The sequence below is a fragment of the Skermanella aerolata KACC 11604 genome (genome assembly GCF_000936425.1).
GTDB classification, from domain to species: Bacteria; Pseudomonadota; Alphaproteobacteria; order Azospirillales; family Azospirillaceae; genus Skermanella; species Skermanella aerolata.
Map to the genome: position 1 here is coordinate 232,827 of NZ_AVFK01000002.1, position 12,105 is coordinate 244,931.

The 12,105-nt window shown below is 63.9% G+C and carries 11 protein-coding genes and 1 pseudogene; 2 read left to right on the forward strand and 10 right to left on the reverse strand.

Annotated elements, in window-relative coordinates; genetic code table 11:
* Positions 1 to 46: 46 nt before the first annotated feature.
* From N826_RS39665 to N826_RS04090, 3 genes are all read right to left on the reverse strand, one after another.
* Complete coding sequence (locus N826_RS39665) at positions 47 to 1,663, reverse strand: sensor histidine kinase (protein WP_052830822.1); 1,617 nt, start codon at positions 1,661 to 1,663, stop codon at positions 47 to 49.
* Positions 1,664 to 1,741: 78 nt separating this feature from the next.
* The gene (locus N826_RS39670; protein ID WP_052830823.1) at positions 1,742 to 4,330 is read right to left on the reverse strand and encodes a methyl-accepting chemotaxis protein; all 2,589 of its coding nucleotides are present in this window, start codon (positions 4,328 to 4,330) and stop codon (positions 1,742 to 1,744) included.
* A gap of 155 nt (positions 4,331 to 4,485) precedes the next feature.
* Positions 4,486 to 4,845 (reverse strand): hypothetical protein, encoded by a 360-nt coding sequence (locus tag N826_RS04090; protein WP_147040127.1) that lies wholly within the window; start codon positions 4,843 to 4,845, stop codon positions 4,486 to 4,488.
* Between the two features lie 195 nt (positions 4,846 to 5,040).
* On the opposite strand from N826_RS04090, the gene N826_RS04095 reads away from it, so the two are divergent.
* Positions 5,041 to 5,946 carry a polysaccharide deacetylase family protein gene (locus N826_RS04095; RefSeq protein ID WP_044426105.1) on the forward strand — a complete coding sequence of 302 codons (906 nt, stop codon included), beginning with the start codon at positions 5,041 to 5,043 and terminating at the stop codon, positions 5,944 to 5,946.
* A 150-nt stretch (positions 5,947 to 6,096) separates the two neighbouring features.
* Here the strand turns inward: N826_RS04095 and N826_RS04100 are convergent, their stop codons facing one another.
* The 4 genes from N826_RS04100 to N826_RS04115 are packed head-to-tail and all read right to left on the reverse strand — an operon-like array spanning position 6,097 to position 9,398.
* A complete protein-coding gene (locus N826_RS04100; RefSeq protein ID WP_044426106.1) occupies positions 6,097 to 7,329 on the reverse strand; it encodes a cysteine desulfurase-like protein in 1,233 nt (410 codons plus the stop codon).
* A gap of 13 nt (positions 7,330 to 7,342) precedes the next feature.
* Positions 7,343 to 7,864, reverse strand: a complete 522-nt coding sequence (locus N826_RS04105) for an ureidoglycolate lyase (protein ID WP_044426107.1) — start codon at positions 7,862 to 7,864, stop codon at positions 7,343 to 7,345.
* On the reverse strand, positions 7,864 to 8,535 hold the full coding sequence (locus tag N826_RS04110; RefSeq protein ID WP_044426108.1) for an amino acid ABC transporter permease: 672 nt from the start codon (positions 8,533 to 8,535) through the stop codon (positions 7,864 to 7,866). Before N826_RS04110 ends, N826_RS04105 begins: the two co-directional genes overlap by 1 nt.
* A 44-nt stretch (positions 8,536 to 8,579) precedes the next feature.
* On the reverse strand, positions 8,580 to 9,398 hold the full coding sequence (locus N826_RS04115) for a transporter substrate-binding domain-containing protein (RefSeq protein ID WP_044426109.1): 819 nt from the start codon (positions 9,396 to 9,398) through the stop codon (positions 8,580 to 8,582).
* Between the two features lie 206 nt (positions 9,399 to 9,604).
* On the opposite strand from N826_RS04115, the gene N826_RS04120 reads away from it, so the two are divergent.
* Positions 9,605 to 10,312 carry a FadR/GntR family transcriptional regulator gene (locus N826_RS04120; protein WP_044426110.1) on the forward strand — a complete coding sequence of 236 codons (708 nt, stop codon included), beginning with the start codon at positions 9,605 to 9,607 and terminating at the stop codon, positions 10,310 to 10,312.
* Positions 10,313 to 10,528: 216 nt separating this feature from the next.
* On the opposite strand, the gene N826_RS04125 is transcribed toward N826_RS04120, so the two are convergent.
* The 3 genes and pseudogenes from N826_RS04125 to N826_RS04135 form a co-directional block, all read right to left on the reverse strand.
* On the reverse strand, positions 10,529 to 10,954 hold the full coding sequence (locus N826_RS04125; RefSeq protein ID WP_044426111.1) for a type II toxin-antitoxin system VapC family toxin: 426 nt from the start codon (positions 10,952 to 10,954) through the stop codon (positions 10,529 to 10,531).
* Positions 10,951 to 11,253, reverse strand: a complete 303-nt coding sequence (locus N826_RS04130; protein WP_044426112.1) for a hypothetical protein — start codon at positions 11,251 to 11,253, stop codon at positions 10,951 to 10,953. The genes N826_RS04125 and N826_RS04130 overlap by 4 nt, the downstream gene beginning before the upstream one ends.
* A 69-nt stretch (positions 11,254 to 11,322) precedes the next feature.
* A pseudogene (locus N826_RS04135) lies at positions 11,323 to 11,997 on the reverse strand (SDR family oxidoreductase); the annotation flags it as partial.
* Positions 11,998 to 12,105: the final 108 nt, after the last annotated feature.

Genomic DNA, 12,105 nt, shown 5'->3' on the forward strand with positions numbered 1-12,105 from the left:
GGGATTTTATATTGCATCGCAATATGTCCAGGGGAAATGTTACGGTCTATCGACCGACCGCAAGCATATCCGGTGCTGGTTCGATAACCCTGTCCGAGGGAATGGACAGGATCACGCTCGTCCCGTTCCCGGGTAAGCTTGCGATTTCCAGTTTGCCGCCATGGACTTCCATCAGGAGCTTTGCGAGCGGAAGCCCCAGGCCGGTCCCTTCGAAGCGGCGGTCCAGGCCGTTGTCGATCTGCCCGAACCGTTCCAGAGCCAGCGGGATTTCATCGGGCGCCATGCCGATGCCGGTGTCGCTCACCGTGATCTCAAGCCCAATTCCGCAAGGCTGCTTCGTCATCCTGGCGTCGATGTCGATCGAGCCGCCGTGCGGCGTGAACTTCACCGCATTGGACAGCAGGTTGAGCATGACCTGCCGCATACGGCGCGTGTCGGCCCGCAAGCGGATGCCCGGCTGCTCGGAGCGCCAGGACACCGAAACTTCCGCTTTGCCTGCCTGCGGACCGATCAGCCGGACGGCGTCGTGGAGCAGCCGGTCGACTTCGATCACGTCTTCAATCAGGTTCAGCTGGCTCGCATCGAGTCGCGCCAGATCGAGTACGTCGTTTATCAGACTCAGCAGGTGCGAGCCGCTGTCGCTGACCAGCCGCGCATAGTCCCGATACTGTTCGTCGCCGAGCGGGCCGTGGATTTCCGTGACCATGAGATCCGCAAAGCCGATGATCGCGTTGAGCGGTGTCCGCAATTCATGGCTCATCGTGGCGAGGAACTGCGATTTGGTCTGACTGGCTGCTGCGGCGGCCTCCAGCGCCATCGTCAGTTCCGTGGTCGTCGCCTTCAACTCCCGCTGGGTCGCTTCCAGCTCCGTTATGTAGCGGCGCAACCGGTTCGATTCGCGGGCAGCGCGCGATGCCAAGTGCTGATCGAGGATCGATCCGGTCAGGCCGAAGGCGACGATCATCACGGTGACCGCCGCAACAGCGATGGCGAGCGAAGTCGGCGCCAGGACGTGCCGGGACACGTCGAGGGACTGGTCGTGGATCACGGAAAGGCCCGCCATGCCGGTGAAGTGCAGGCCACAGATGCCGGCGGCGAGTGCCACAGCGGCGGCCAGACGTCGCAGATAGTCCGCCGAGCCGTCGGTACGGCCTGCGATCCGGAATGCCAGGGTGCTCATGCCGATGACGATGACGGCCGAAGCCGCCACGGCGATGCCGCTGTGATCGATCGCCGCCGGCATTCGGACGGCAGCCATGCCGGTATAGTGCATGGCGGTGATGGTCCCGCCGGCCAGGACACCTGCCCATGCTGCTCGCGTCCGCTCCGAACGCCGGCCGCTCAGCATTGCCGAGAGGCCGGCCGATGAGCCTGCGATGGCCAGTACGAACGACCAGACCGTCAGGCCGACGTCATAGCCGATCTGGAATCCCGGTCGCCACGCCAGCATGCCGACGAAATGAGTTGCCCAGGCACCGCAACCCGCCACGATCGCTGCGGCGGCACCCCACAGGTATCGGCGGGTGTAGGAGAATTCCCGCGCATTCCCCAGCAGGGAGAATGCGGTATAGCAGGCGAACAGGCAAATAAGCGCCGCTAGCCCGACGAGGTAGAGGTCGTGATGGGAGTGGACGGTGCTGTCGAAGTGTGCGGCGGAATTCATACCTTAACTATCTAAACTAAAAACTTCCGATCTGTTAACGATAGGATTTTGCATGTTTTCTGAGTATACCCGCGATTTTCAAAGAGAGCGTATCTGAGAGATGAAGTCGTTGACCGTCCGCTCCATATCGTCCGCCTCTCCGCCCAGCCTTTCGGCTGCCGCTTGAAGGGCGCGGGCGACCGTTTCCGTTTCACGGGCGCGGTCGCTGACGACGGCGATGTCGGTGCTGATGCGGTCGACGCTGGACGAAACCCCCTGGGTGGTCTGCGCGATCTCCCGCGTCGTGCTGCGCTGCTGTTCGACGGCGCCGGCTGCCGACCCGGTGGCGATGTCCATCTGTTCGATGATCGAGGAGATCCCCCGGATAGCGTCGGTGGCGCTCAGCGTTTCCGCGCGGATGCCGTCGATCCGGGCCGAAATCTCCTCGGTCGCCCGGGCAGTCTGGTTGGCGAGGCTCTTGACCTCGCTCGCGACCACGGCGAAGCCCTTGCCCGCTTCGCCGGCGCGGGCGGCCTCGATCGTGGCGTTCAGTGCCAGCAGGTTGGTCTGTTCGGAGATCTCCCGGATCAGGACCACCACATCGCCGACACTTGCCGCGACCTGGACAAGACTTTCCAGATTGTCGCGAACGCGGTCGGCCTCCGTCACGCTCCGGCGCGCCAGTTCCGCGGTGGACAGCATGCTGTGCGCGATACCGGCGATGGAGGCGGCCATCTCCTCCGTCGCGGAGGCGACGGAGCCGAGATTGCGGCCGGTGCTCCCGGCCTCGTCGGCGACCGTTCCGAAGCGCTTCATGGCCTGCTCGGCCATGTCCAGAAGCTGACGCGCATCGTCCGACTGACGGCGGGACGCGGAGGAAACCTGCTGGGCCAGCGGCAGCAGCCGGCTTTCGCAGGTGCCGGCAAGTTGCCCCAGGACTTCGCGCCGTTCGGCATCGGCCTGATGGCGAGCGTCTTGGGCACGCTGTTCCGCTTCTATCCGCAGACGGGCGTTGTCCTTGAAGGCGACCAGCGACTCGGCCATCTGGCCCAGTTCGCCCCGCTGCCCCTGGTTGGGAATGTCCGTATCCAGTTGTCCATGCGCGATGGCGCTCATCGCCTCGCTCATGCGCGTGACGCCTAGGGAGACATGGCGGCCCAGCACGAAGGCGAAGCCCAGTCCCGCCAGCGTGGCGAGCGCCAGAGTGGTGACGATGAAGACGACCGAGTTCTGCTTCCCCGCTTCCGCGGCGGCCAATCCCGAATCCGAGAGAGTGCGGGCCTGCTGCGAAGCTTCGACTGCCGCCGCGTTCATGTCGCGCGCCAGGCGGACAGCCGTGGACTGGAGGTCGATCTGCTGGACGAAACTTGCCTCAAGCGGAGCCAGCAAGGCGCGCATGGTCGCGATATGGTCGGTTTGCCCCGTCTGCTGGGCGATCTCGTCCAGATGTCCCGCGACTCGAGCCATGGTGCCGGCGATCTCTTCCCGAAGAACTTCGCGCTTACCGGAAGAAAGATCGGATAGCGCCAGGGCGACCTGGAGAGAGGCTGCCCGGATCTGGCGCCCCCGGTCGGCGGCGGACATGGCGCGGATATAGCCTTCGCGGGCTTCGACGGCCTTGGCTTCGGCGGCCGAGCGGGTCGCGAAATAGCGCTCCTTTATGTTCTCCATGGAGAAGGCGATGCCCCGCGACTGCGCTTCGTCCACGGTCGAGAGTTGAAGAAGTTCGGACCGCGCGGCTGCCATCTGTCTGGTCAGGTCGATTACCCGGACGGCCAGCGCCTTCATCGCGTCAAGCTCGGGATGGCTGATGCGCGGGATGCTGAGGCTTTCTCCCAAAGTGCCGTTCGCCCGCGCGCGCCAAGCCCAGGCGGTAAGTTCCGCCGCTTCGAACCGGGTCGAGGCATCGGTGCCGGGCGGCAGGGACGAGTGGAGCCGGTCCAGCTCGCCGAGCAGCCGGAGGATGACTTCGCGGTAGCTCTCGTACCCGGCATAGGCCGCCGAGGTCTCGCCGATGGATATGGTGTAGGCCTCGATGATCTCTCGCGCGGGACCGCCGTCTTCCGGCGGCAGGCGGGCGGTCAGGCTGGCAGCCTCATCGAGCGCTTCCAGGGCGGGGGTGATCTCGCTGCTGTCGGGGTGGTTCAGGAACGCCATTTCCGCAAGCTGTGCATTGACCACGCCGTCACGGATCGACTCCACGAGATCGGCGAGGGTAGTCGCGGCTCGTGCCGCCGCCTCCGCCTCTTCCAGGTCGCGGCCGGCGGCGCGGGCGAGCTTCACCTGGGACGTAACCAGTACATCCGACAGCGAGGCCAGTTGCTGGACCGACTTGCCGATGACCGTGTCGCCCGCCAGCAGCTTCTCCTCGATGCCGACGAAGCTTTGGAACGCCTGCGCGTAACGGTCGGCGGACGCCTGTTCCGCCGCCATTCCGCGCGTCGCGAACTGGTCGACGATCGATGCGAGCCGGCCCTGGGCGTCCGCCGAGGCGGACAGGTCGCCCCGAAGGGCGCTCCATTCCAGGGCGCGAACCTCGCCCATCGCCAGTGACAAGCGGGTTGCGGCAGTGCCGTTCTCGACCGAGGCGGCGTATTGATAAAGGCCGAGCAGCCCGACCACACCGACGACGGCGACGAGGCCAATGACCGTGAAATACCCGGCAGCGATGGTCGTCTTGAGCTTCATGACGTCCCTGCGACGAGAGAGCCGCCCGACCATCCCGAGGCTGGGGCTGTTCGGGGCGTTCCATCGTCCGGCTGGAGAGATTTTTTAACTTAACGTGAACCGTAAGTTACAAAGATTTCAGCTTTGTAACCGCACCGGTCCGACAGGCCGCGGCATCAGCGTATCGGCTTGCGGCCAATCGTCTCTATCGCGACCCTGATGCTGCCGATGCCGGCCTGATAGTCCCAGGCGTTGCAGGCCTTGTTGCCCTCGCCGCGCAACGTGCGCGCCGATGCCTTCACGGCGTCCTCCACCTTGGCGGCCGCGACGCTGTCGTCGAACTGGCCGATCAGCACCTGGCAGGTGACGGCGCTCGCGATGTCGGCCTTCGGCGGCTCGGGAGCCGGAGCTGCGGCTTCGACCGGTGCAGGCTCCGCCGGATCGGCGGTTTGGGCCTTAGCGGGCAGGACGGAAGTGGATAAAAGAAGTGCTGCGGCCATCATGCCGGCCATCGCCATCCTTGGGGTGAGGTTCATGCGAGTCCTCCATTTGCTTATTTCTTAGCATGAGAACCGAAAGGGGTATGACGAGTCAATCCGCGTGACCGGATGGAAACGGGGGTGGGCTATCGCGCCACAGGGGTACCGGCATTGGGGGCTGGGAGCGGCCGAGCACCCTCGGCTAACGTTGCGGTCGGACCGAGACAGGACACGCAATAAGGTTTCTCCCGCATGGACAAATATTCCGGTGGCGGCTTGCCGGATCACGGACGCTACACGTATTCCCCGATCAGGGGGAGGCCCGCCTGGGACTGGCCGGGGGGAAAGCGGCTGGCGGTCTATATCGGCCTCAACCTGGAGCATTTCGCCTTCGGCGAAGGGATGGGGGCGGAGCTTTCCGCAGCCGGGCCGCAGCCCGACGTCCTCAACTACGCGTGGCGGGACTACGGCAACCGGGTCGGCGCGTGGCGGCTGCTCGACTTGTTCGACAAGCTCGGCTACTCGGCATCGGTGCTGGTCAACGGCTCCCTGTACGGCTACTGCCCGGAACTGGTGGCGGCCTTCCGCGACAGGGGTGACGAGATCGTCGGCCACGGCTGGACCAATGCCGCCCGCCAGGGCACGCTGGAGGAAGCCGCCGAGGCGGCGCTGATCGCTAAAAGCACGGCGGAGATCGCGCGGCGGGAAGGCAAGGCCCCGGCGGGATGGCTCGGCCCCTGGATATCGGAAAGCCGGGTGACTCCCGACCTGCTGCACGAGCAGGGCTACCGATACGTGCTGGACTGGTGCATGGACGATCAGCCGGTCTGGTTGAAGACCAGGACCGGCAGGATCCTTTCGGTGCCCTATCCGCAGGAACTCAACGACATACCGTCGATCGTGGGCCGCAAGGACACGGCGGCGGATTTTGCCGACATGATCGTCGATCAGTTCGACGAGATGTTGGAGCAGGCGGCTGAAGGGCCGCTGGTCATGGGCATAGCGCTTCACGCGTATCTGGTCGGCCAGCCCTACCGGCTGCGGCACCTGCGCCGGGCGCTTGCCCATATCGCGGCCCGGCGCGACGACATCTGGCTGACGACATCAGGAGCGATCGCCGACCATTGCTACGACCTGCCGGAAGGGACGATCGTCTGATGCCAGGAGCCGACGGGTCTGACGGGCGGTAAGCAAGTGTTGGGCCACGGCCCAACCTACGAAGCAGGGGACCGTAGGTTGGGCCGTGGCCCAACAAGCATGTTCCCCACACGTCGATGTATTCGGCCCCTGGTATTAGTCTCAAACCGCCTACAAGATCCGGTCTAAAGCCTCGACCAGACGGTCCACCTCGGCCACCGTATTGTAGTGGACCATGGAAACCCTGATGACGCCGGCATGACGGGTCAGGTCCAGCTTTTCGATAAGGCGGCGGGCGTAGAAATCGCCGTAGCGAATGCCGATCCGGTGCTCGTCTACGCGGGTCACGACCTCGTCCGATCGATGGTTCTCGGCGATGAAGCTGATGGTAGGCACCCGCCGTCCACGGTCGGCGGAGGGATTGCCGATGATGCGGACGCTGTTGCGGCCGCGCAGGAAGGAGAGCAGGCGCTCGGCCAACTGCTCCTCCTGCTGGGCGATGGCGTCGAAACCGGCCAGGATCTGGCCGCGCCGATCGGTCCGGCTGCCGGTGCGGCCGCCCAGTTCCACCATATAGTCGGTGATGGCGGTGCAGCCGACCGACAGCTCGTAGTTCACGTTGCCCTGTTGGAGCTTGTACGGGACGACGTCCCGCCCGATGAAGAAGTGGTTCAGGCTGGGCAGGGCCAGCAGGTGGTCGTACTTGCCGTAAAGCACGGCATGGTGTGGGCCGTAGACCTTGTAGAAGCTGAAGATGTAGAAATCGACGTCCCAAGCCGCCACCTCGACCGCGCGGTGCGGCGCCAGCGCCACCGCATCGACGACGACGCGGGCGCCGCGTTCGTGGACGAAGCGGGTGATCTCGGCGACCGGGTTGATCGTGCCCAGGATGTTGGACGCGTGGGTGAAGCAGACCAGCTTGGTACGCGGCGTCATCAGCGCGTCGAGGTCGGCAAGCTCCAGTTCCAGCGTTTCCGGGCGGACGGCCCAGGTCTTGACGACGGCGCCCTTCTGCTCCGCCAGCTTCAGCCAGGGACCGATATTGGCTTCGTGGTCGGTATCGGTGACGACGATCTCGTCGCCTGGTGCGATCTCCTCCGCCAGGGCGGCGGCCAGCGTATACATCAGCGCCGTCGTGGACGGCCCCATGACGATCTCATCGGGGCGGGCTGCTCCGATCAGTTCGGCGATGCTGAGATGGGCGTCGCGGACCCGCGCGCCCGATTGCTGCGAGACGGCGTAGCTGGCGCCGAGCTGAACGTTGCTGGTCAGCAGGTAGTCGGAAATGCGCTCCGCGACCGTCACCAAGGTCTGCGACCCGCCGGCATTGTCGAAGAAAACCCAGTCGCCGGCCAGCGCCGGGAACTGGGCCCGGACGTAATCGAGGTCGAGGGCAGGCAGCATGCCGGTATAACTCCTATTGAACCTGATTGGATAGCGGGCCGACCGTCAGGGCGGCGGGCAGATCGAAGAACTGGCAATCGATGGCGGGGTCGAGCGCCTTTCCCATCGCCATGACGAAGTCGGCCGGCTGGTCCAGCGCCACCAGCGGGCAGTGCCAGACGCCGGGCTGATAGTTGATGGCCTGGGACCCGGTCGCGACGAAGGCGGCTGCCTCCGCCGGGATCGGGTTGCCTTTGATGTCCGATGGCACGGTGACCACCAGGTAGCGGCCGGCGTTCATCGGAATGAAGAGCTGGCTGCTCAGCGGATGCCGTTCCAGCCGCCCGATCCGGAGCGGCAGGGTGGAGGCGTCGATCCGGTAGACGGCGGCGACGGGAACCGTCTCCGCCAGCAGGCGGTCCAGCCTGGCGCCGCTGTCGAAGCGGTCGGCGCGGCCGTCGTTGACCCGGCTGACCTCCCCCAGGCCTGCCTGGATGACGTCGCCGAAGGGGGTGAAGGCCTCGGGGTGGAGAGGCTGGGGAGTGATGATGCCCATCAGCGTTTTCCAATTGCGAAGCGCCGCTCCAGCGTGCCGACGATGCGGACCATCGGCAGCAGCAGAAGCAGGTAGATCAATGCCGCACCGACCAGCGGAGTGGGATTGGCCGCCAGCGCCTGGGCCTGGGTAGCCTGCTTCAGCAGGTCCGGCATGGCGACGACGGAGGCGAGGGCCGTGTCCTTCATCACGTTAATGCAGTTGTTGGTGATCGGCGGAATGACCACCCGGAAGGCCTGGGGCAGGATGACGAAGGTCATCATGCTCCAGTACCGCAGCCCGAGCGCCTTGCTCGCCTCGAACTGGCCGGACGGCACCGCCTGGATGCCGGCCCGGAAGATCTCGGCGGAATAGGCGCAGCTCACCAGCGACAGCGCCGACGTGGCTGCCGCAAAGGGCGACAGCCGCAACCCGACGAAGGGCAGGGCGTAGTAGATCAAGACCAACAGCACCAGGATCGGAATGGCACGGAACAGGTCGATATAAGCGACCGCCAGGGCCGCGAACGGCGTCGGCGCGTACATCCGGACCAGAGCCACGAACAGGCCGCTGACGAGCCCGATCAGGATGCTGGTGACGCCGAGGCTGATCGTGGTGGTCAGCCCCAGCAGGAGCAGGGGGAAGGAGTCCCGGAAGACGGTCCAGTTGAAGAAGGTGTCAAGTATATCCATGCGTCGGTATTCTGCTCCCGCCGTGTCTCAAGGCTTTTCCAGCTTCAGGACTTCGGCTTCGGCATGTCGAGCACTTCGGCGGTGCTGGTGCCGGCTTCCGGCTTCGCGCCGAACCATTTCTCGTGCAGCGTCGCCATCGTGCCGTCCTTCTTGATGGCGGTGATCTGGTCGTTGACCTGCGGCGCCAGCGGGCTGTTCTTGGCGAGCATGATGGAATAACGCTCTCCGGTCGGGATGCGCTGGGCGACTTTGAACTGCGGCTTGTCCTTGCTGTAGTAGAGCAGCGCCGGGATATCGCTGATGTAGCCGTCGAGTCGGCCTGCCGCGAGGTCGAGCATCGCGGGCTGGAGCCCTTCGAACTTGCGGATATCGGAGAAGCCGTACTTGGCGACGTTCTGCGTCGCCCACATGTCGCCGGTCGATCCGGTATCGACGCCGACCGTCTTGCCCTTGAGGTCTTCGACCTTGGACAGGCCGCTCTTTGCCATCACGGTCAGCGACTGGTCGCTGTCATAGTAGGGCTGGGCGAAGCTGACTGATTCCAGCCGCTTTTCCGTGATCGTGATGGAGGACACCGCCATGTCGATCCGGCCGGACTGGACGGCCGAGAACAGCCCGTTGAACGGGATGTTGACGATCTCCACCGACTTGCCGAGCCGCTTGCCGATCTCTTCCACCAGATCGATCTCGAACCCGACATTCTTGCCGGTGGCGTCTTGGAACTCCCACGGCACGTTGCCGATATTAGCGCCTACCGTGAGGTCGGCGGCCTGGGCGGCATTGCCGGCGATGGCACAGACGGCGGTCGCCATCACGGCGGCCGCGGCGGTCTTGAGGGTGGCCTTCAGAAATGTCCTGCGCATGTCGTCTCCCAACGCTCCCTGTGATGATGCTTCGATGCTTATCGTGACGGTGGCCGATCCCTGTGGCCGGTGCGCCGTTGTCGTTGATTGCTGTTCGCAACTGGTCTGACCGGCCAGACCAGTGGATTTGAGCGAGTTTCCAGGATAGGGTCAACTGGCTAAAAGGGGACAGCACGCGAATCCGCAGGGCAGGGGAGTGAGTTCGGATGAATGTGATCGGCGGGCGAGTGCTGGTTCCCAGATCGGCGGTTCAGCGAATCCAGGCGATGATTCTCGATGGCACCCTGAAGCCGGGTGACCGGCTGCCGGCCCAGCGCGAGCTTTCCGAACAATTCGGCATCAGCCGCGCCTCCCTGCGCGAGGCCCTGTCGGTGCTGGAAACCCTGGGGCTCGTCCGGGTCGAGGTTGGGCGCGGCGTCTTCGTCCTTGGCCCTGACGAGGACGGAGCGCCCCAGGCCAAATGGCGTTTCGCCGACCGCTACTCCCCGCTGGAAGTCTACGAGACCCGCCTGATGCTGGAACCGCGCTCGGCCGCCCTGGCGGCCCGGAACGCCAAGGCGGAGGATCTGGCCACGATCGGCCAGTCGGTGGCGCGGATGCGCACCGCCGTCGAAGCCGGCGACCTGATCGCCGTCGCCGAATGCGACAGCATCTTCCACCGCGCCATCGTGGAATGCAGCGGCAACCGCATGGTGATGGAGCTATTCCGCACCGTGAACGGCGTCATGGATGAAATCCAGCGCCTGCCGTTCATCCACCACGAACGGATCTGGGAGACGGTGAGTGAGCACGAGGCCATCGTCGCGGCGCTGAACGGGCGGGATGAGGCGCGGGCGGCGGGGGCGATGGCGGGGCATATCAGGGGGGCGGCGGGGAGGATTGGGATTGAGTTGAGGGAAGATTCAAAAAATTGACACAATAGATTCCGTCAACAAAAAGCGCTTTGATTCGATTATAGTCATTCGAGGCTGAGCATTTGCATAGCTTGTTGAGTTTTTGCATCTTAATTATTTATTTTGAAAATCATTAAGGGTTTGTCAAATTTTCTTTAGCTTTAAGATGCGTTCAAGAGTTTTTCATATAATCTATCTATTTAAAAGATTCATGAAACATCTATTTGCCCGTTATGGTCATCCACGAAGGGGATTGAGAATTTGAACATCGATAAAATCCTTTTCGTTGTCGGTGACAACTATACAGTCGTTGGCTTCGGCAGTTGCGGCAATGATAGTGTCAAGCGCACTGCGAGGTCGTCCCATTGTTTTTCCTTCGGTCATCAGTCGCGCCCAGATTATGCCAGCTTTCTCATCGAAAGATAGCACTCGGCCGCCGAAGAGCGCTGAAGGGCCTTCCGGGCTGGAGAACCAAGCTTCAAGTTGGTCGCGCTTGCGCCCAGCAGGCTTTTCCAAAATGCCGCGCCGGATTTCAGCGATAGTGAGGGCGGAGATGAAAAGATCTTCGTCAATTTGCTCTGCCATCCAGGTCAGCAGCGAGTCCGAAGGAGTCGGTTTGATGATATTGCTGATTATGTTGGTGTCGAGCAGATAGCGAGTCACAGGTCAACCTTGCGGCCGGTTTCACGCGACCGCGTTAGGTCGAGGTCGGCTCCGACCAAGGGCGACCGCCGTAGGGCTTCCAGAATGCCCCCCTTTGGTGGAGGAGCGCCTTCAACGCTCTGGCTGACTATCGAACGAATCCGGTTTGCTTCCGGCCCATCGTCAGCAAGGCGTTTTGCGAGAGACCGTATGAGGTCGCGATCCGCCTCCAGTGCCAGCACTTCGAACCGGGCCATACCGCGTTCGGCGAGACGATGCCGATAGTTCTTGATCGCGCGTTTCTGAGACGTGTTGCTCATGATCGGCCTCCGGTTTGTATCCGGTAATATATCCAGTCATGAGCTTACCCGCAAGGTGGAGCGCCACCGTCACAAGTTACTCATCCCCCCATCGATGACCAACTCACTGCTGACCGTATAAGCCGACTCGTCTGATGCCAGGAACACCACCGCCTTGGCGATCTCGCTCGGATTGCCGAAGCGGCCTGCCGGGATCTGGCCCTGGATGGTGGCGGTCATCGCCTTCAAATCATCCTCCGACAGCCCGAGCTTGCCGTAGATCGGGGTGGAGACCGGGCCGGGGCTGACGGCGTTGACGCGGATGCCGCGTTGGATCAGCTCGCCGGACAGGGTTCGGGCTAGGGAGATCAGGTCGGCTTTGGTGGCGGCGTAGACGCTGGAGTTCGGCATGCCGATGCGGGCGTTGATCGATGTGTTGAGCACGATCGACGCGGGATCGGCGAAGATGGGCAGGAGAGCCTGGACCAGGAAGAACGGACCTTTCAGGTTGATCGCGACCGAGCGGTCGAAGCCGGCTTCGTCCCACAGCTCGACCGGACGGAAGTCGGCGACTCCGGCGTTGGCGAAAAGGATGTCCAGGCCGCCGAAGCCCTGGCGGATCGCCTCGGCGACCGCTTGCTGGCCGGCGGCGTCTCCGGCGTCGGCGCGGATCGCCAGCACCTCGTCGCCCAATTCACTGCGGGCTGCATCCAGGGTGGCGGGGTTGGTGCCGGTGACGGCGACGCGGGCGCCTTCCTCCAGGAACTGGCGGGCCGTTTAAAGGCCGATGCCGCTGGTGCCGCCGGTGACGAGGGCGCGCTTGCCGTTGAGTCTGTTCATGACGGGGGTCCTTGATCTGTAGTTGTGGGACGG

Coding starts and splice junctions, on each gene's coding strand:
- N826_RS39665 (WP_052830822.1), bottom strand. CDS start 1,663: ATGAATTCCGCCGCACACTTCGACAGCACCGTCCACTCCCATCACGAC.
- N826_RS39670 (WP_052830823.1), bottom strand. CDS start 4,330: ATGAAGCTCAAGACGACCATCGCTGCCGGGTATTTCACGGTCATTGGC.
- N826_RS04090 (WP_147040127.1), bottom strand. CDS start 4,845: ATGAACCTCACCCCAAGGATGGCGATGGCCGGCATGATGGCCGCAGCA.
- N826_RS04095 (WP_044426105.1), top strand. CDS start 5,041: ATGGACAAATATTCCGGTGGCGGCTTGCCGGATCACGGACGCTACACG.
- N826_RS04100 (WP_044426106.1), bottom strand. CDS start 7,329: ATGCTGCCTGCCCTCGACCTCGATTACGTCCGGGCCCAGTTCCCGGCG.
- N826_RS04105 (WP_044426107.1), bottom strand. CDS start 7,864: ATGGGCATCATCACTCCCCAGCCTCTCCACCCCGAGGCCTTCACCCCC.
- N826_RS04110 (WP_044426108.1), bottom strand. CDS start 8,535: ATGGATATACTTGACACCTTCTTCAACTGGACCGTCTTCCGGGACTCC.
- N826_RS04115 (WP_044426109.1), bottom strand. CDS start 9,398: ATGCGCAGGACATTTCTGAAGGCCACCCTCAAGACCGCCGCGGCCGCC.
- N826_RS04120 (WP_044426110.1), top strand. CDS start 9,605: ATGAATGTGATCGGCGGGCGAGTGCTGGTTCCCAGATCGGCGGTTCAG.
- N826_RS04130 (WP_044426112.1), bottom strand. CDS start 11,253: ATGAGCAACACGTCTCAGAAACGCGCGATCAAGAACTATCGGCATCGT.